14 protein-coding genes are annotated in these 19,567 nt (G+C 73.1%); all 14 read left to right on the top strand.

Going from position 1 to position 19,567, the window contains the following annotated elements; translation table 11 throughout:
- The first annotated feature begins 80 nt into the window (after positions 1–80).
- The 14 genes from ACZCAH_RS12305 to ACZCAH_RS12370 all read left to right on the top strand — a co-directional run bounded on the left by ACZCAH_RS12305 (position 81) and on the right by ACZCAH_RS12370 (position 19,561).
- A complete protein-coding gene (locus tag ACZCAH_RS12305) occupies positions 81–2,789 on the top strand; it encodes an exo-rhamnogalacturonan lyase family protein (RefSeq protein ID WP_464341347.1) in 2,709 nt (902 codons plus the stop codon).
- Positions 2,786–3,565: a rhamnogalacturonan acetylesterase gene (locus ACZCAH_RS12310; RefSeq protein WP_464341348.1), complete on the top strand. Its 780-nt coding sequence runs from the start codon at positions 2,786–2,788 to the stop codon at positions 3,563–3,565. Before ACZCAH_RS12305 ends, ACZCAH_RS12310 begins: the two co-directional genes overlap by 4 nt.
- Positions 3,562–3,921, top strand: a complete 360-nt coding sequence (locus ACZCAH_RS12315; protein ID WP_464341349.1) for an L-rhamnose mutarotase — start codon at positions 3,562–3,564, stop codon at positions 3,919–3,921. The genes ACZCAH_RS12310 and ACZCAH_RS12315 overlap by 4 nt, the downstream gene beginning before the upstream one ends.
- Positions 3,922–4,138: 217 nt before the next feature.
- The gene (locus ACZCAH_RS12320) at positions 4,139–5,476 is read left to right on the top strand and encodes a BNR-4 repeat-containing protein (protein WP_464341350.1); all 1,338 of its coding nucleotides are present in this window, start codon (positions 4,139–4,141) and stop codon (positions 5,474–5,476) included.
- An 80-nt stretch (positions 5,477–5,556) separates the two neighbouring features.
- A complete protein-coding gene (locus ACZCAH_RS12325) occupies positions 5,557–6,567 on the top strand; it encodes an alpha/beta hydrolase (RefSeq protein WP_464341351.1) in 1,011 nt (336 codons plus the stop codon).
- Between the two features lie 26 nt (positions 6,568–6,593).
- Positions 6,594–7,928 (top strand): ABC transporter substrate-binding protein, encoded by a 1,335-nt coding sequence (locus ACZCAH_RS12330; protein WP_464341352.1) that lies wholly within the window; start codon positions 6,594–6,596, stop codon positions 7,926–7,928.
- Positions 7,925–10,009, top strand: coding sequence for a hypothetical protein (locus ACZCAH_RS12335; protein WP_464341353.1), 2,085 nt, complete (start codon positions 7,925–7,927; stop codon positions 10,007–10,009). The genes ACZCAH_RS12330 and ACZCAH_RS12335 overlap by 4 nt, the downstream gene beginning before the upstream one ends.
- A 108-nt stretch (positions 10,010–10,117) precedes the next feature.
- Complete coding sequence (locus ACZCAH_RS12340; protein ID WP_464341354.1) at positions 10,118–10,915, top strand: sugar phosphate isomerase/epimerase family protein; 798 nt, start codon at positions 10,118–10,120, stop codon at positions 10,913–10,915.
- 138 nt (positions 10,916–11,053) lie between these two features.
- A complete protein-coding gene (locus tag ACZCAH_RS12345; protein ID WP_464341355.1) occupies positions 11,054–11,908 on the top strand; it encodes a DUF1206 domain-containing protein in 855 nt (284 codons plus the stop codon).
- A 367-nt stretch (positions 11,909–12,275) separates the two neighbouring features.
- A complete protein-coding gene (locus ACZCAH_RS12350) occupies positions 12,276–13,256 on the top strand; it encodes an ABC transporter permease (RefSeq protein WP_464341356.1) in 981 nt (326 codons plus the stop codon).
- Between the two features lie 17 nt (positions 13,257–13,273).
- On the top strand, positions 13,274–14,251 hold the full coding sequence (locus ACZCAH_RS12355) for an ABC transporter permease subunit (protein ID WP_464341357.1): 978 nt from the start codon (positions 13,274–13,276) through the stop codon (positions 14,249–14,251).
- Positions 14,252–14,413: 162 nt separating this feature from the next.
- Positions 14,414–15,973, top strand: a complete 1,560-nt coding sequence (locus ACZCAH_RS12360; RefSeq protein ID WP_464341358.1) for an ABC transporter substrate-binding protein — start codon at positions 14,414–14,416, stop codon at positions 15,971–15,973.
- Positions 15,974–16,102: 129 nt separating this feature from the next.
- Positions 16,103–16,744 carry a DUF624 domain-containing protein gene (locus ACZCAH_RS12365; RefSeq protein ID WP_464341359.1) on the top strand — a complete coding sequence of 214 codons (642 nt, stop codon included), beginning with the start codon at positions 16,103–16,105 and terminating at the stop codon, positions 16,742–16,744.
- A 93-nt stretch (positions 16,745–16,837) separates the two neighbouring features.
- Complete coding sequence (locus ACZCAH_RS12370; RefSeq protein ID WP_464341360.1) at positions 16,838–19,561, top strand: beta-galactosidase; 2,724 nt, start codon at positions 16,838–16,840, stop codon at positions 19,559–19,561.
- The last annotated feature ends 6 nt before the right edge of the window (positions 19,562–19,567 follow it).

Genomic DNA, 19,567 nt, shown 5'->3' on the forward strand with positions numbered 1-19,567 from the left:
CCCCCCCCCCCCCCCCCCCCCGTCGGCCGTCCCGGCCCCGTCCCGCCGCGTCCCCGCACCACCCCTCCGAGAGGACCCCCATGACCTCCCTTCCCGACACCGGGATCCGCCTGCTCGAGCCGCGCGAGGGCAGTGCCGCCGTGCCCGCCCAGTGGGGCGTGCCCTGGCCCCGCGGCGCGGTGCGGGAGCTGCCCGCGCTCGACCTCGTGACGGAGAACGGTGCCGCGCCGGTCGACAGCTGGGTGACCGCCCGTTGGCCCGACGGCACGGTGAAGTGGTCGGGGCACGCGGGCCTCGCGCCGACGGGGGAGGGGCGGCTGCTCCCGCGACCCGGCGCGGGTGCGGGCATCGGCGCGAGCGTCCCCGAGTCCGCACGGGTGCGGATCGAGCACGTGGCCGATGGGGGGATCCGCGTCGTCTCCGATCGCCTGACCCTCGAGGTCGGCCCCGGGGCCGCGCCGATCCGGTCCCTGCAGGTCGCGGGGCGCGAGGTGGGGGTTGCGGGGCGGCTGGTCGCCTCGTCGGCCGCCTCCGCGGACCCCCGCGCCCCGCGCCGCGAGCACCGGGTGCTGATCGAGGATGTGCGCGTCGAGCGGGCGGGGGAGCGGCAGGCGGTGGTCCGCCTCGCGGGACACCACGAGGTCGACGGCGAGCGCGTCCTGCCCGTCGTCCTGCGGCTCTACGTCACCGCCGGCTCCCCGCGCGTGCGGATCGTGCACTCGATCGTGTGGGACGCGGACCCGGAGCGACTTTTTCTGACCTCCCTCGGACTGCGCATCGACGTCCCGCTGCGCGCCGCCCCCCACGACCGGCACGTGCGCCTTGCGGGCAGCGCCGGGGGCTTCCTCACCGAGGCGGTGCAGGGCGTGACGGGACTGCGCCGCGACCCGGGGGAGGAGGTGCGCCGCGCCCAGGTCGAGGGCCGCCCCACCCCGCCCCTCGAGCAGTGGGCGGAGACGGTCTCCTCTCGGCTGCGCTTCGTTCCCTGCTGGGACGCCTGGACCCTGCGCCAGCTCTCCCCGGACGGCTACACCGTCGCCAAGCGCACCGACGCCGATCACCCGTGGATCACCGCCCCCGGCGACACCCGCTCCCGCGGCTACGCATACGTGGGCGACGTGCACGGCGGCATCGGGGCCGGCCTGCGGGACTTCTGGAAGCTCCACCCCACCCAGCTCGACGTCGAGGGAGCCCGCGGCGACGCCGCGACGCTCACCGTGTGGATGTACTCGCCGGCCGCGGAACCCATGGACCTGCGCTTCTTCCACGACGGCCTCGGCCAGGACACCTTCGAGGACCAGCTCGAGGCCCTCGAGATCACCTACGAGGACTACGAGCCCGGCTTCGGGGACGCCCGCGGCATCGCCCGCACCCATGAGCTGGTGCTCGACGCCTTCCCCGCGACCCCGTCGGCCGAGGAGCTCTCCGCGCTCGCCGCCGCCTGCGCCCTCCCGCCGCAGCCCGCCGCCTCGCCCGAGCGGATCCGTGCCGCGGGCGTGTTCGGGATCTGGGCCCCGGTGGACCGCTCCACCCCGCAGCGCGCCCACCTCGAGGACCGGCTGCTGTTCCTGCGCGAGCACTATCTGCGAGAGGTCGAGCAGCGTCGCTGGTACGGCTTCTGGGACTACGGCGACGTCATGCACACCTACGACCGGGACCGGCACACCTGGCGCTACGACGTGGGCGGCTACGCCTGGGACAACTCTGAGCTGTCCCCCGACCTGTGGCTGTGGACCGACTTCCTGCGCAGCGGCGACGCCGCCGTGTTCCGCCTCGCCGAGGCGATGAGCCGCCACACGGGCGAGGTCGACCAGTACCACGCCGGCCCCTTCGTCGGCCTCGGCACCCGGCACAACGTGCAGCACTTCGGCTGCAGCGCGAAGCAGCTGCGGGTCTCGAGCGCCGTCTACCGCCGCCACCACTTCTTCCTCACCGCCGACGAGCGGGTCGGCGAGCTGATCGACGAGGTCGCCGCCTCCGAGGAGGCGCTGCTGCGGGTGGACGCGACGCGGAAGGTCCGCACCGACGTCTACGCCCCCGACCGCGCCGCGCTCGCGATCGGCCTCGGCACCGACCTGGGCGCCCTGCTCGGCGCCTGGCTGACCGCCTGGGAGCGGCACGGCGACGCCGACGCGGAGGAGAAGATCCGCGGGGCGCTCGCCGGGATCGGCGCTCTGCGTCAGGGCTTCTTCACCGGAGAGGCGCTGTGGGACCTCGAGGCCCGCCGCTTCGACACCACCCGCGAGCGGATCCAGGTCTCCCATCTCGCCGCCGTCTTCGGCCTCGCCGAGATCGTCCCCGAGCTGCTCGACCTCGTGGACGACGAAGGCTTCGCCCGCGCGTGGGACGAGTACTGCCGCTACTACCTCGCGACCCCCGAGGAGCAGACCGAACGCTTCGGCGCCCCGCTCACCGGGATCTCGCTGATCCCCGCCTACAGCCGCCTGCTCGCCCAGCACGCCGCCTCCGCCGAGGACCCGGAGCTCGCCGCGCGGGCCTGGGACGCCTTCCTGCTCGGGAAGGGCGACCAGGTCAACTCCGACTCGATGGTCGCCCGTGCCGACTGGTCGCTGACCAGCGTCGACGGCCCGTCGGTCCTCGAGCCCGTCCTCGAGGCCGACTTCCTCGGCACCAACGGGGCCGCCCAGTACGGTCTCTCGGCGATCGCGAACCTCGCCCTCATCGGGGAGCACCTGCCCGCGCGGATCCCGTACCTCGACCGTCACGACGTCGGTGACGACGATGACGGCGCCGCGGCCATCGCGTCCGCGGGGGAGGGGCGGCGATGACCTACCACCTCGCCGGGGACTCCACGGTCGCGGCGTGCCCGCCCGCCGAGTTCCCCATGTCCGGCTGGGGCGCGCTGCTCGACGCGCACGTCGACGCCCCCGTGCGGAACCTCGCCGTCGGCGGCGGGACCACGGAGTCCTGCCGGGAGACCTACTGGCCCGAGCTGCTCGCGGGCCTCGCCCCGGGCGACACGGTGCTGATCCAGTTCGGGCACAACGACCAGAAGCAGCCGGAGCTCCTCGGCGCCCGCACCGGCTACGCGGAGCGACTGCGGAGCATGGTCGCCGAGGTCCGCGCCCGGGAAGCGCAGCCGGTGCTGTGCACCTCCGTGGAGCGCCGCCGCTTCGTCGGCGACCGCCTCGAGCCCAGCCACGGCGACTACCCGGACACCGTGCGCGATCTCGCCCACGAGCTCGACGTCCCCCTCATCGACCTGCAGGTCTTCACCAGCTGGCTGTACGAGGACCTCGGCGTCGAGGACTCCCGCTCGCTGCTCAGCCACTACCCGCGCGGCCTGCACCGCACCTGGCCCGACGGGCTCGTGGACGACACGCACTTCCAGCGCCGCGGGGCCGACAAGATCGCCGCGTTCGTCGGCTGGAGCCTCCGCGCGATCGAGCGCCGCGACGGCCACCGCCTCGCCGCCGGCGACCCGCGCGGCGGCGGGCTGAACCCCGACGCGACGAAGTCCGTCGGCCCGACGGACCAGACGGACCAGACTGGCCCCACCGATCCTGCCGCCCCGTCGGCCCCCACCGCCCAGGAGCCCCGATGACCAACCCCGACCTCGACCACCTTCTCGCCGCGTCCACCGCGCGCAGCCCGCATCGCTGCTGCTTCCTGCTGCACGTGCGCCCCGAGAAGCTGACGGAGTACGTCGCCGCGCACCAGGACGTGTGGGCCGAGATGAGGGAGGCCCTGTCCGCGGCGGGCTGGCACAACTACTCCCTCTTCCTGCGGCCCGAGGACGGGATGGTCGTCGGATACTTCGAATCCGAGGACGTCGACGCCGCGCAGGACGCCATCGCCCGCGCCGCCATCAGCCCCCGCTGGGAGGCGGCGATGGCCGAGTACTTCGCCCCCGGCGGCGGCGAGAAGCAGATCCTCCCGCAGTATTTCCACCTCGCCTGATCGCCGCGCTGCTGCCTCCGCGGAGAGGCTGGCCGTCCGACGGACTCCCGCGACCGAGCGTGCGGGAGCCGAGGGGCGGAAAGCGCTTGACCTCGTGGGCCGGGCCGTCAAGGATGGGAGGACGACCATCGTCGGACCCTCACGCGCCGAGGCGTGACCGACGCGTCGACCCCCGCGCGGCCGTGCCGCGGCGGCTCACCCCCTCCGAGGAGACTCGATGTCGACCCCCGAACCCGCCCCGCAGATCCTCAACGACAACGGTGCCTGGTGCTGGTTCCAGGACGAGCGGGCCCTCGTCGACCCCGACCGGCAGCTGCTCGTCGTCGGCTCGATCGCCTCGGTCGCGGGGAAGGACGGGGACCGCCGCGGCGGCGACCTCGACCTGAACGTCGTGGACCTCGGGACCGGCGAGGTGCAGGTCGTGACCCTGCACGAGGGGTTCGAGTCCGACGACCACGACGTCCCCGCCCTCTGGCTCCGCCCCGACGGCCGCTGGCTCGCCGTCTACGCCCGCCACAAGACCGACGACAACACCTACTGGCGGATCAGCGAGGTCGGCGACCCCACGCGTTGGGGCGAGGAGCGGGTCTTCGACTGGTCCCATCTCACCGAAGGCCGCCGCGTCACCTACTCGAACATCCACGAGATCGACGGGCGCCTGTACTGCCTGGTGCGCGCGATCAACGACGACCCCTGCGCACTCGTCTCCGACGACCTCGGGGAGAGCTGGACCTTCGCCGGCAAGCTCTTCGAGCGGGAGAAGATCGGCTACGTCAACGCCTACGCCCGCTATGCCGACGGCCCGGACGGCCTGCACGTGGTCGCGACCGACCACCATCCGCGCGACTACGACAACTCGATCTACCACGGTGTGGTCGCGGGCGGCCGCCTCCACGACTCGACCGGTCGCGCGCTCGAGCAGCAGCTGTTCGTCGACCCGCCCGTGAACCAGGACCTGCTCACCACGGTCCTCGCCGCCGGCAGTGAGGTGGGCGGGGCCCGCCTCACCCACGCCTGGACCACCGACCTGCGGGTCGCGAGTGGCGTGGTCAGCGCCGTGATGACCGCCCGCGCAGACCATCCCGGCTGGCCCGAGGGCGCCGCGATCTCCGGCCCCGAGGCGGTGCGGGACGCGAACAACCACGACGTCCCCGTTCCCGACCTGCGGCTCGTCTACGCCCGGCTCGGCGCCGACGGGCAGTGGACCGTCTCCCCGCTCGCCGCCGCCGGCCCCGGCCTGCTGCCCCACGAGCAGGACTACAGCGGTCTCGCGGCCCTGGACCCCTACGACGCCGACGCCGTAGTGGTCTCCACCCCGATCGACCCGCGCGACGGCCGCACGCTCGCCCGCCGCGAGCTGTTCCGCGGCCGCACCGCCGACGGCGGGTTGACCTGGTCCTGGACCCCGATCACCGAGGACTCGGCCGTCGACAACCTGCGCCCGATCCTCGCCCCCGGCGATCCGGCGACCGAGCACCTGCTGTGGTTCCGCGGCGACATGGACTCCTCACAGCGCTTCGACTGCGAGGTCGTGCTCGCCTCCCGGCCCCGCTGAGACCGCCCCCGTCGGCTCCGTCACGCCCGCACTCGGCGGCCCGCCGCCCCGCTACGCCCGCACCACCCCGAGAGGTCCCCATGACCACCACCGATTCCCCCGCGCAGCTCGGCGACATGGCGCGCCGCCTGCGCGTCCTCGCAGCCGCCCTCGCCGACGGCGGCCCGACCCCGGAGCAGGACGCCGCCTGGAACGCCCCCTACGGCCCCCGCGAGGAGTGGGATCTCCGCGTCGAGGATGCGCAGGCCCCTGGACCGCACGGCCCGGTGCCCGTGCGCGTCTACACCCCGACCGCGGCGGCGACCGGGCCCCGCCCCGTGCTCGTCTTCTGCCACGGCGGGAGCTTCCAGCACGGCGACCTCGACATGCCCGAGGGCGATGCGACCGCGCGCGGCGTCGCCGGCCGGGCCGATGCCGTCGTCGTCTCCGTCGACTACCGGCTGTGTGACGAGCCGCCCGGTGGCAGCCCCGCCCGGCGGATCCCCGGCACCGCCCCCGACCTCGACGTGCGCGCCCCCATCCCCTGCGACGACGTGATCGCCGCCGTCGACTGGACCCGCGCGCACGCCGACGAGCTGGGCGTCGATCCCGAGCGCCTCGCCCTCGGCGGGGCGAGCGCCGGCGGCAACCTCGCCGCCGCCGCGAGCCTGCGCCTGGCCGAAGCGGGCCGCGCCCCCGCCGCGTCGCTGCTGATGTACCCGGTCACGCATCCGCTGAACCCCGAGCCGACGGCGGAGGAGTCCGCAGCGCTCGCCGAGCTGCCCGAGCAGTTCGGGTTCTCCCCGGACAAGATGCGGCGCATGGCCGAGAACTATCTCGGCGGGCCGCTCGAGCGCGCCACCGCCCACGACTTCCCGGGACTCGGCACCCCCGAGCAGCTGGCCGTGCTGCCGCGCACCTATCTCGAGTCCGACGAATACGACCACCTGCGCCTCTCCGCCCGTCGCTACGCCGAGCAGCTCGCCGAGGCGGGCGTCGAGGTCGAGTACGTGGTGCGCGAGGGCGTCACCCACGGCCACCTCAACAAGGTCGGCCTGCCCGAGGCGGCAAAGTCCCTCGACCGCCTCGCCGCCATCCTCGGCGAACTCTGACCCCCTTACCGACTCGGAGGATCCCGATGTCCCGCAACCCCCGCCCCCTGTCCACCCCGCTGTCCGTGCGCTCGCTCAGCCGCCGCCGGGCGCTCGCCGGCGCCTCGATCCTCGCCGTCGGCGGCGCGGCCCTCGCCGCCTGCAACCCGAACGCCGCGGAGCGCAGCGGCGGCGACCAGGCGATCCGGTTCTCCTGGTGGGGCAACACGGACCGGCAGGCGACCACCGAGGAGATCGTGGCCCTCTTCCGCGAGCGGAACCCGGACGTCACGATCACCACCGAGCCGGGCGACATCTCCTCCTACTGGGATCGGCTGAACACGGCCGTCGCCGCGAGCGACGAGCCGGACGTGATCACCATGGGCGGCGCCTACCCCGCCGAGTACGCCGAGCGCGGCCTGCTGCTCGACCTCGGGTCGATGGGGGAGCAGCTGGACCTGAGCGTCTTCGACGAGTCCGCGCTCTCGCCCGGCACCGTCGACGGCACCGTCGTCGCCGTCCCGACCGGCATCAACGCCCCCGCCATGATCGTGAACCCCGCCGTGCTCGAGGCCGCCGGGATCGACATGCCTGACACCGCCACCTGGACCTGGGACGAGTACGTCGAGATCTGCGCCGCCGTGACCGCGGCGAGCCCCGAGGGCACCTTCGGCTCCGGCACCACCCTCACCCACGACTCCCTCGACCTGTGGGCCCGCCAGCACGGCCAGAACCTCTACACCGAGGACGGACAGCTGGGACTCGACGTCGGCACCGTCGAGGGCTTCTTCCAGCTGGCGAAGGACCTCGTGGACACCGGTGCCGCCCCGAGCGCGGACCGCCTCGTCGAGCTCGCCGAGGTCTCCAACGAGCAGACCCTCATGGGCACCGGGCAGGCCGCGTTCATGGCCACCTGGTCCAGCTCGCTGACCTCCCTCAGCGAGGTCGCCGCGACCGAGCTGCAGCTCGTGCCGTTGCCCGGCGAGGGCCAGGAGCCGGGCGCCTGGCTGCAGCCCTCGCAGATGTACACGATCTCGAACCGCACCGCCGCCCCCGAGATCGCCGCGAGCTTCGTCAGCTTCCTGCTCACCGACCCCGACGCCGGTCGGCTCGTGCTCACCGACCGCGGTGTCCCCGCCGTCGCCGCCCAGCGCGAGGCGATCCTCCCCGAGCTGTCCGCGACCGCCCAGGCCGAGGTCGCCTACATCGACCAGCTCTCCGCGATGGAGCTGAAGCCCACGTGGATCGGTCCGGCCGGCTCCACCGCGGTCGAGGAGATCACCCCGCGCAACCAGCAGGAGGTCCTGTTCGGACGGATGACCCCCGCCGAGGCCGCCGCCGCCTGGTTCGAGGAGGCCACCGCGGCGATCGACGGCTCATGATCGACCGGCGGGCGCTCGTCGACCGGCACCGGCCACGGCTCGATGCGGGCAGCACCGCGGTCCTCTCGGTCGGCAACGGCCGCTTCGCCGTCGGCCTGGACCGCACCGGGACCCACACCCTGCCCGCCGTGACCGGCGCCGCGCAGGCGACGGCGCTCGCCGAATGGGGCTGGCACAGCGTGCCCCAGCGGGACGACGCGACCTGGGAGGAGCACCGGCGGGTCTACGACTCCCCGCACGGTCCCGCGACCTACATGGATCTCGTCGGCCCCTCCGAGGCGGGCGCCGACGAGGGCCGCGCGACCTGGTTCCGCGCCAACCCGCACAAGGTCTCCCTGCTGCGGCTCGTGCTCGTCGAGCGGGACGGCGGCCGGGTCCTCGACCCCGCCGCCGTGACCGACGTCGAGCAGCAGCTGGACCTGTGGACGGGCCTGGTCACCAGCCGCTTCCGGTATCGCGGCGACGAGATCACGGTACTCACCGCCGCCGACCCCGAGGCCGACGCGCTCGCGCTCGCCGTCAGCGGCGGGGACCTCGCCCTCGAGCTGCGGTTCCCCTACGGCAGCGAGGCCTGGGACGGCTCCGCCGACTGGGAGCGGGAGGGCGCACACACCACGGCCGTGGACGGGCCGACGATCCACCGCGAGCTCGACGACCTCGCCTACCGCGTCGACGTGACCGGCGCCCGGGTGCGCCAGGTCGGCGCGCACCGGGTGCGGCTCGACGCCTCCGACGCCGGGGGAGCCCGACCGGACGCGGCGGGAACCGGGCCGCTCGATGTCGCGCTGCTGCTCCGCCCCACTCGCTCCCCGCACCTCGCCCTCACCGCCCGGCCGACGGGGCACACCGACCTCCCGCGCGACGCGGCCGAGATCCGGCACCGATCGGGCCGCTTCTGGGGCGAGCACTGGGAGGGCACGGGTGCGCTCGACCTCTCCGCGGCCGACGATCCCCGCGCGCACGAACTCGAGCGCCGCGTGATCCTGTCGCGCCAGATCCAACGGGTCCATGCCGCAGGCGTCTTCCCGCCCGCCGAGACCGGACTGCTGCAGAACTCCTGGCGCGGCCGCGCACACCTCGAGATGCACTGGTGGCATGCGGCGCCCTTCCCGCTCTGGGGCGACGCGGACTCCCTGCTCCGCGGCCTCGGCACCTATGCGGCGCTGCTGCCGTCGGCCCGGACGACCGCCCGCGAGCAGGGGCTTCGTGGCGCCCGCTGGCCCAAGCAGATCGGCCCTGACCTGCGCGAGTCGCCGAGCGACATCGGCCCCTTCCTGCTGTGGCAGCAGCCGCACCCGATCCACCTCGCCGAGCTGTGCCGTCGCGCCGACCCCGCCCTCGGCGGCGACGGGATGCTGCAGGAGATCGTCGAGGAGTCCGCCGTGTTCCTCGCCGCGGTGCTCCGCGAGGACCCCGACGGGCGGCTCGGGCTGGGCCCGCCCCTCGTCGGCGCGCAGGAGCGGCACGTCGCAGATCGTGCCCGCCTGCAGGACCCCGCCTTCGAGCTCGCCTACACCGCCTGGGCGCTGCGGATCGCCGACGCCTGGCGCGAGCGCCGTGGCGATCCGCGGGCCGGGGAGCTGAGCGCGCTCGCGGCGCGCGTGCACTCCCCGCTGCGGGCCGACGGGCGCCTGCGCACCTTCCGCGTCGGCCCGGCCATGACCCGGTCCGACCACCCCGCCCACCTGCTCGCCTACGGCCTCGTCCCGCCGACCGGCACGATCCCCGACGCCGCCGCCGGGGAGGCGCTCGACGACGCCCTCGCCGAGTGGGACTGGGAGAGCACCTGGGGCTGGGACTGCCCTGCCGCGGCCCTCACCGCGACCCGGCTGGGACGGTCCGAGCAGGCCGTCGACCTGCTCCTGCGAGACACCCCCAAGAACCGCTTCGACGCGGCCGGGCACTGCTTCCAGCGCGACACGCTGCCCGTCTACCTGCCCGCCAACGGCGGCACCCTGATCGCCGCCGCGCTGATGGCGGCCGGCTGGGACGGCGGCCCGCCGCAGCCCGGTCTGCCCGCCGCCTGGGGCGCGCGCGTCGAGGGGGTGCAGCCGCTGCCGGGGCCGCTCCCGGCGCTGTGACCTGCCCGAACTGCTGACCTGCTCGCCCCTGCCGAGCCGCCCGCCCCGGTGGCGGGCGCGCCCCGCTGACCCGCTCGCCCAGCTGCCCGTCCTCCGGAAGGACCCGCCATGACCAGCACCCCGATCCCTGCCCAGCACGGCATCATCGCCGCCCACGCCCGCGCCGACGAGGTCGCCGCCGCCGGCTCGGACTACCTCGAGCAGTCCGTCGTCGGCTCGCTCCTCGTCGAGCAGCCGATGGGGGAGTGGGGCCCCGCCGCCGGACTCGCCTCGGTGCCTCCCGCCCCGAGCTTCGCGATGCTCTGCCCCGGCACGATGCGCGTCTCCGACCCCGCGGTGCCCCTCGCCGAGACCGAGACCTACCTGCGCGCGGCGTTCGCGGCGATCGCCCCGTGGGCACGTCCTGGCGCCACCGTGGTCTTCGGCAGCGGCGCCGCGCGCCGGATCCCGGAGGGCGTCTCCCGCGCCGACGGCGAGCAGCGCTTCGCCGGCTCCGTGCGCCTCGCCCGTGACCTCGCCGCCGAGCAGGGGCTCGAGGTGCTTCTCGAGCCCCTGCACCAGGGCGAGACCGACCTCGTGAACACTCTCGAGCAGGGGGCCGCCTTCCTCGACACCCACGACCTGTCCGACGTGCGGATGGTGGCGGACCTCTTCCACGTCATGCTCGAGGACGAGAGCCTCGAGACCGTCCAGCGCCTCGCCGGTCGCGTGGGCCACGCCCACATCGCCGACACCGACCGCCGCCCGCCCGGGCAGGGCGACTGGCCGCTTGCCGAGTTCCTCACCGCGCTGCGCGACGGGGGCTACGCCGGGCACGTCTCGATCGAGTGCTTCACGTGGGAGGACATCGCCGTCGAGGGCCGCGCGGCACTCGCGGCGGTGCGCGCGGCGGACCCGGCTGTCTGAGGTCGGGGGAGGAGCCCGGCGGCGTCGGGCCCGATCGGCGGGGCGTGCCGCCGCCCCGCCGGTCGCCGCCCTGCTCTCCGATCGCGCTGCCGCCCAGCCGCGCCGCACCACTGCCCCGTCGCGCCGTACAGTGCGGGCATGAGCCCCCTGGATGATGCCCGTCGCTCCGCCCACGAGGGCGCCGAGAACGTCGAACGCGCCGCGGAGACCGTCACCGAGCACCCCGTCTTCGAGAGAATCGCGCGGGGCGGCTTCGTGATGAGCGCGCTCGTGCACGTGCTGATCGGCTGGTTCGCGCTGCGCGTCGGCCTCGGCGACCCGGGGCAGGACGCGGACCAGTCCGGAGCGCTGCGCGCCGTGGCCGCCGCCCCGGGAGGCAACGTGCTGCTGTGGATCGGCGGGCTCGCGATGCTCGCGCTGACGATCTGGCACCTCGCCGAGACCTGGTTCGGGGCGAAGTGGGAGCGCGACTCCACGAAGCGGGCCGCCCACGTGGTGAAGACGCTCGGCAAGGCCGTCGTGTACGGGGCCCTCGGCGCGACCGCGCTGCGCTTCGCGGCCGGCGGCGGCAGCGACTCCGGCCAGCAGACCTCCGAGCTCACCGCCGGGGTCATGAGCACGCCGGGCGGTCGGATCGCCGTGGTGGTGCTGGGCCTCGCGGTCATCGCCATCGGGGGATATCACCTGGTCAAGGGCATCTCACGGCGCTTCGAGGATGACCTGCGCCCGACCGGGGACCAGCGCATCGGCCTGGCCGTGACCGTCACGGGCATCGTCGGCTACGTCGCCAAGGGCGTGGCGCTGATCGCCGTCGGCGCGCTCTTCGGGTGGGCGGCGATCGGCGCCGATCCCGAGAAGGCGACCGGCATGGACGGGGCCTTCCAGGCGATGGCCGCGCTGCCCGCCGGCGTGGTTCTGCTCGCCGTGGTCGGCATCGGCCTCATGCTCTACGGCGTCTACGCCGTGCTGCGCTCCCGCTACGCACCGCTCTGACCCGCGGCCGAGCCCGCGCGCCCCACCACCGCTCCGCACCGCGGTGCCGCGTCGGCGCTCCCCGCCCGCGCACCGCCAGACCGTGACCATTCCGTGACCGCCGTAACGCTCGACACCTCTTATCTCAAGGGTTACGTTAAGTCCCATCGCAGGGCGTGGGCAGAGCAGCCCAGAGCCGGTCGGAGCATCGTTGCTCCGCAGGCCGTCGCTGCGTTCCGACGAGAGGTAGGCCCATGCGTCCTGCACCGCCCCCTGCCCGGATCCGTTCCGCGCACCCCGGTCGCCGCGCCGCGCGTCCCGCCGTCGGAGCATCCGCCGCGCCGACTCCCGTCGTCGCGCGCCACCACCGTGGGGAAGGGGACCGAGGATGACCGTGAAGACCGTCGGGACGGTCGAGGACACCTCGACCGGGACCGCCACCGCGCTCGGCAGGCGCCGATCCTGGAAGCACCGGCTCTGGGAGAGCCGCGCGCTGCTGATCATGTGCCTGCCGGCGATCATCTTCTTCGTGGTTTTCAGCTATGGCCCGCTCCCGGGCAGCTGGATCGCCTTCACCAACTACAACTTCCGCGACGGGATCTTCGGCAGCGAGTTCGTGGGACTGAAGAACTTCGAGTTCCTCGCGAAGTCCGGGCAGCTGTGGCTGCTCACCCGCAACACGCTGCTGTACAACCTCGCGTTCATCGTGATCGGGAACATCCTCCAGATCGCCATCGCGATCATGCTCAACGAGGTCCGCCACCGGTACTTCAAGAAGATCAGCCAGGCGGTGATGTTCCTGCCGTACTTCATCTCCGTGGTGCTGATCGGCGTGATCGCCTTCAACCTGCTGAATTACGACACCGGCGCGATCAATGCACTGCTGCGCGCCACCGGCGGCGACCCGATCAAGATCTACAGCACCGCCGGGCTGTGGCCGATCATCATCGTGCTGTTCCACCTGTGGCAGTCCACCGGCTACGGCTCGATCGTCTACTTCGCCGCGATCATGGGCATCGACAACTCGATGTTCGAGGCCGCCGCCATCGACGGCGCCTCGGCCTGGCAGCGCATCCGGCACATCATCCTGCCGAGCCTCAAGCCCACCTTCATCATCCTGCTGCTGTTCTCGCTCGGAGGGATCATGCGCGGCAACTTCGGATTGTTCTGGAACCTCATCGGGAACAACTCCGCGCTGTACGGGACCACCGACATCATCGAGACCTCCGTCTACCGGATGATCATGTCGCAGAACAACTTCACGGCCTCCACCGCCGTCGGTCTCTACCAGTCCCTGTTCGGGCTGTTCCTGGTGCTCCTGTGCAACTGGATCGTGCGCCGCATCAACCCCGACTACGCGCTGTTCTGAGCGGACGGAGGACCACCATGACCGCACCCGCCCCCGGCGCCCTCGCCGCGACTAAGATCCCCCAGGTCGGCGACCCGACGGCGCCCCGCCCCCGCACCAAGCCGGTGAGGATCAAGCTCGACCGCGGCGAGATCGTGCTCCGCACCATCTCCTACCTCTCGGTCACGATCTTCACGATCTTCTGCGCGCTCCCGTTCCTGCTGATCCTCTCGGCGTCGATCTCCGACGAGGCCGTGATCATGAAGGAAGGCTTCGGCCTGTTCCCCAAGGGATTCTCGCTCGAGGCCTACGAGTTCATCTTCCGCTACCCGCGGGCGATCATCGGCTCCTACGCGGTCACGATCATCATGACCGTGGCCGGCACCGCGATCGGACTGTTCATCATCGCGATGACGGGATTCGCGCTGCAGCGCCGGGATTTCGCGTACCGCAACCACATCTCGTTCTTCATCTACTTCACGACGCTGTTCTCCGCGGGCCTCGCCCCCACCTATCTGTGGGTCACCCAGGTGCTCGGCCTGAAGGGCTCCTACCTGGCGGTGTTCCTGCAGCTGCTGATGACGCCGTGGCTGATCATCCTGATGAAGAACTTCGCCCGCTCCGTCCCGTGGGAGATGGTCGAGAGCGGCAAGATGGACGGCGCCGGGGACTTCCGGATCTTCTGGCAGCTGGCCTTCCCGATGCTGAAGCCCGCGCTGGCCACCGTCGGCCTGTTCCTCGCGCTCGGCTACTGGAACGAGTGGTACCTGTCCTCGCTCTACCTGGGCAGCGCGGTCGAGTTCAAACCGCTGCAGTACTACCTCTACAACGTCATCAACACCGCCAACGCCCTGAAGAACTCGGTGGCTGGAGCGAACGTGACGGTGACGCAGCTGCCCACCAACACCCTGAAGATGGCCAGCGCCGTCGTGGCCACCGGCCCGATCGTCCTTCTCTACCCCTTCGTCCAGAAGTACTTCGTCTCCGGTCTGACCGTGGGCGCCGTGAAGGGCTGAGCCCCCGGACAGGATCCCGGCAGGCTCTCGGGCCACCGCCCGCGAGCCTCCCGGACCAGCCCCGGAACCCCGCCCCTCCCGACGCCCGACCCCATCGCGGCCCGACCGACTGCAGTGCCCACCACCCGCCCCTGACTTCATCGAGGAAGCTGAGGACACCCCATGGAACGCAGGACCCTTCTCAAGATCGGCGCGGCCTCCGTCCCCGCCCTGTTCGTCTCCACCGCGCTGACCAGCTGTGGGACCGACGGAGGCAGCGGCGGCGGTGGCGGCACCCCCACCATCACCATGCTCGTGCTCGGCGACAAGCCCACCAACGGCCGCGTCGAAGCGATGCTCGAGCAGCTCAACGCCCTCCTCACGGAGAAGGCGAGCGCGACGCTGGACCTCTACTACGTGGAGTGGGCAGACTGGCAGACCCAGTACAACGTGCAGCTGCTCGCGGGCGACGGATCGATCGACCTGATCGGCACGGCGACCGACTGGCTGTACGCCTGGGACAACGCCGGCAAGGGCGCCTTCCTCGAGCTCGACGAAGCGCTGCTGCAGGAGAACGCCCCGAAGACCTGGGAGCAGGTGAACGCCGACGGCCACTGGGACCTGTGCAAGCTCGACGGCACCATCTACTTCGCCCCCGAGGACAACTACACCCAGTTCACCAACCACGGCTTCTTCTACCGCGGCGACTGGGCGACCCAGGCCGGCTTCGCCGACGGCACCATCACCAAGTTCGAGGACTTCACGCAGTACTTCCAGTGGGTCAAGGACAACCAGCCCGAGGCGTACCCGTGGGACGTCGCCGGCTCGAACGGCGCCGTGCTCGACGGGTACATCGCCGGCCACGCCGACTTCCAGACCATCCAGGGCATCGCCGCGGGGATCTACTTCCCGCTGCACACCACCGAGGCGGATCCCTACACGGTCACCTCGTGGCTGATGGAGGGCGACGTCCTCAAGGAAGCCGCCGAGATCGCGAAGCAGTGGAACGAGATCGGCGTGTGGCGCGAGGACGCCCTGAACTACGACGGCGACACCCGCGAGCTGTTCTACGCGGGTCTCTCCGGCGCGGATCAGCACCACACCCAGACCTTCCTCACCGGCATCGTCAACAACATGACGACGAAGCAGCCGGACTCGGATCCGCGCTTCTTCTACTGGGGCTTCGAGAACGGGAACTTCTTCAAGGACCTCAAGACCCACGGCGCCATGGCGGTCGCGGCGAGCTCGGCCAACCCGGAGAAGGCGCTCGCCGTCTACGACCTGCTGCGCAACGACGAGGAGTGCTACAAGCTGATCAACTTCGGCATCGAGGGCACGGACTACGTCCTCACCGACGGGAAGCTCGACTTCCCCGAGGGCTACGACCCCTCGACCGACGGGCTCGGCGCCAACTTCTGGTACGGCCGCATGGACGACTACGAGCTCGACCGCGTCACGGATGCGCCGAACAAGTGGGACTTCTACGAGGAGCTGGACGGCATCGCGAAGGAGTACCCGTACGAGACCTTCGTGATCGACCAGAACCCCTTCGCCCCGTCGCTCTCCGCGGTCAGCGGCGTGCTCTCGGAGTACCTGCCGCAGCTGCAGTACGGCAAGTTCGACGACCCGGGCGCCGCGGTCGACGAGATGCGCGCGGAGCTCGAGTCCGCGGGCATCGGCGACATCATCGCCTCCGTCCAGGAGCAGATGGACGCCTGGGCCGCGGAGCACGGCCTGGGCTGATCCGTACGGGTGCGCGGGCGGCTCCCGCCCGCGCGCCCCGGGTCCCGTCGTCGGGCGGCCGACGACAACACCACCCCCGTCGGCCGCACGCGGCGACCACCCCGTCGGCCCCGGGCCGGGAAGGAGAGCATGATGAAGGGACTGTTCGCGGCGGACTCGCCGCTGCAGCGGGTGCTGGGACGCGTCGGCGACGTGATGATCCTGAACCTGCTCTTCCTCGTCACCTCCCTGCCGCTGATCACGCTCGGTGCCTCGCTCACCGCGCTGAACTTCGCGGCGCTGCGCCTCGTGGAGGACAGTCCGGAGTCCGCGGCCGACGCCTACCTGCGCTCCTTCCGCCAGAACCTGCGTCAGTCCTTCGGGGTGCTCGCGGTGGCCGCCGTCGCGGTCGCCGTGCTCGTCGCCTGGGCCGTGGTGCTCACCCAGGTCGACGCCGGCCCGCTCGCCGGCGTGCTGCTGTGGGCCGCGCTGGTGCTGCTCGCACTGCGGCTGATCGCGGTGCTGCTGTTCCTCTTCCCCTACTTCGCGACCTTCGAGGGCTCCACCCGCGAGGTGATCTCCAACGCCCGGAAGATGTCTGCCCGCCACCCGCTGGCCGCGATGGGGATGACCGGAGTGCTGGTGCTGCCGCTCGCCGTCACGGTCACCGACCCGGCGCTCGCCGGCTACGGCCTGTTCTGGCTGCTCGCCGGGTTCTCGGGCATCGCCTGCGTCAACGCCCTCCTGCTGCGGCGGGTGCTCGCCCGCTACACGGGCGCTGACCAGTCCTGACCGGCCCTTCCTGACCGGCCCGCCCCGCCCCGCCCCACCCTGCCCGCTCGGCCCCGCCCTGCCCTCCTCCCCGCCCCTGGAAGGTTCCGCCTGATGTCCGATCCGCTGACCACCCTCGAGCTCGGTCCCGGCGAGCTCCGTCTCGACGGCATGCCCGCGGTGCTGCTGTGCTCCTCGGTCTTCCCCTTCCGCCTGCCCGCCGCGCAGTGGGAGGACCGGCTGCGTCTGGTGCGCGCGTCCGGCTACCGGATGATCGACCTCTACGTGCACTGGGGCTTCCACGAGGAGGAGCCGGGGCGGATCGACCTCAGCTCCCCGGAGCGGGACCTGGCCCGCTTCCTCGAGCTCGCGGCGGCACAGGACCTGCTGGTCATGGCCCGCCCCGGGCCCTACATCTGCTCCGAGACGGACGGCGGCGGACTGCCCTGGTGGCTCCACGGCGACTCCCCGCACGCCCCGTCGGCGCTGCGCACCTCGGACCCGGACTATCTCGCGGCCGTCGACCGCTGGTTCGCCGCGGTCATGCCGGTGCTCGCCGCCGCGCAGATCACCCGTGGCGGCCCGGTCGCGCTGGTCCAGATCGAGAACGAGCTGGACTTCTTCGACTGCCCCGATCCGGCCGAGTACATGGACCACCTGGCTCGGTCGGCACGCGCCGCGGGCATCGAGGTGCCGATCATCGCGTGCGCGGGGCAGGGTGATCTGGCCGGGGCCTCGGGGGACGCCGACGGCGTGGTCCCCACCGTGAACCTCTACCCCTCGGATGCCTCCACCAGTTTCGACGCGGAGGCGCGGGCCTACGCGGAGCGCCTCGCGCAGCGTGGTCTGCCGCTGATGGTCACGGAGACCAACCGGCTCCACCGCACGCTGCGCCGCGAGATCCTCGCCGGGGCGCGCCTGGTCGCCCCCTACCTGCAGACCTCCGGCTTCGACCACCTGGTCCTGCCCTCCGCGGGCAACTGGGGCGATCCCGGGAACCTCATGACCCACGACTACGACTTCGCGGGCTACCTCAGCCCCGAGGGCCTGCGCCGCCCCGAGTACGACGAGGCGATCGCGCTCACCACGACCCTCGCCGCCTGGGGCGAGCGGCTCGCGGCGGCAACCCCGATCCCGCTCGGCGAGGCCCCGGTCGCGGCGGCCGACGGCGGAACGCTCGCGGGCGGCGCGCTCGCGCTGCCCGGCGGAGGTCACCTGGTGGGTGCAGCGGCCCTCGACGACGTCGAGCTCGCGGTGCGGCTCGAGCCGTCCGCAGGTACGCCGGTCGAGGCCGTGATCGCCCCGGGCACCTGCCCCTTCCTCGCCGTCGACGTGCCGCTGCAGCCCTGGGGCGCGGAGGGCACGCTCGAGGTCGCGACCGGCGAGCTGGTCGGGGTGCGGCCCGCCACGGACGGCGCCGACCTCGTGCTGGTCGTCGCGGGCGGCCCGACGGCGCAGGTGCGGGTGCGCCTCGGGGGCGGGGAGGGCGGCGGCTCGACCGAGACCCTCCACCTCGTCGGACCGGGCTCGGCCCGTGCCGGGCGCGAGGGCGCCGGGGTGCGGGTGGAGATCCAGGGTCCCGCCGCGCCGGTCGCCGATCCCGAGCCCGTGCGGCAGCGGGCGACCGGGCAGGTCGCGGTGCTCGGCGCCGCGGGTCTGCCGACGGGGGAGAGCGTCACCGACGGGGCACCTGCCGGCGGCGCGCTCCCTGTCGGGGCCCTGCCCGGCGCCGAGGCGCTGGGACTGGCCGACGGCCGGCTGCAGGCGGAGATCGAGCTCTCCGCCGCGGCGCAGGAGCTGCTGCTGCTCGGCGCGGCGGACCTCGTGCGCGGCGAGATCGATGGCCGTGACCTCGGGGTGAGCGTCGCGCACGGCGCCCCGATCAGCCATCCGCTGATCCCCGGGGTCGTGCAGCGGGCACGGCTCACTGCCGAGATCTGGGGCCGCGCCAACTTCGACGACGCCCGTCGGCCGGCCCTCCGCCTCGGCGCCGGACGCGGCCTCGGCACCGTGCTCGAGGTGCTCGGCAGCGAGGACGTCGGCGACCTGTGGGAGGTGCGGGAGATCCCCGACCGGCGCGGCCACGGTCCCCTCGCCGCCCCGCCGCTGCGCCCGCTCGGCGGCTGGTCCAGCGCCCGACCCGGCGAGACCACGGTGTACGGACGGAGCCTGCCGCTGCCGGGCGGGGACGAGATCGCGGTGCTGCGCCTGCACGGGCTCACCCACCCGCTCCGCGTCCGTCTCGACGGCGGAGCGGAGCGACTGCTGGTCCCCGAGGCGCCGGTGCTGGTGCTCGAGGGCCCGGGGGAGAGCGTCGACCTGGAGATCCTCGCCCCGCACGTCCCCGGAGGTCTGGGCGACGGCGCCGAGCTGCTCCGCGCGCGCCGACCGGTGGTGCGGGAGCTGCGCACCCAGCGGGAGGCGGCGCTCGCGTCGGCCCTCGCAGGCCGTGCCGCGGATCCGAGCCTGAGCTGGGACGGTCTCCCCGTGGGAGAACAGCGGGTGGCCGCGCCCGCTCTCGTGCGCCTCGCGGAACCGGCCGGCGGTGCGAGCGGCGTCCTGCTCGACCTCACCGGTCAGGACGTGGAGATCACGGTGCTGTGCGGGGGCCGGCGCGTGTCCCGCCACGTGCTCGGCGAACCGGCCGTCTCCGGCGGCGACCCCGCACGGTCCTGGATTCCGGCCGGCTGGGCCGGGGACTCCGCAGGACAGGACGAGTCCGCCGGACGTGAGCACTCTGCAGGACGGGAGGGCGCCGACGTGCTGCTGCTCGTCGAGCCGCTCACGGCTGCGGACGGTAGGTTCGGACCCATCCGGCGGGCGGAGACGCTCCGCTAGGACTCG

Source organism: Brachybacterium sp. B718/18, from assembly GCF_055454375.1.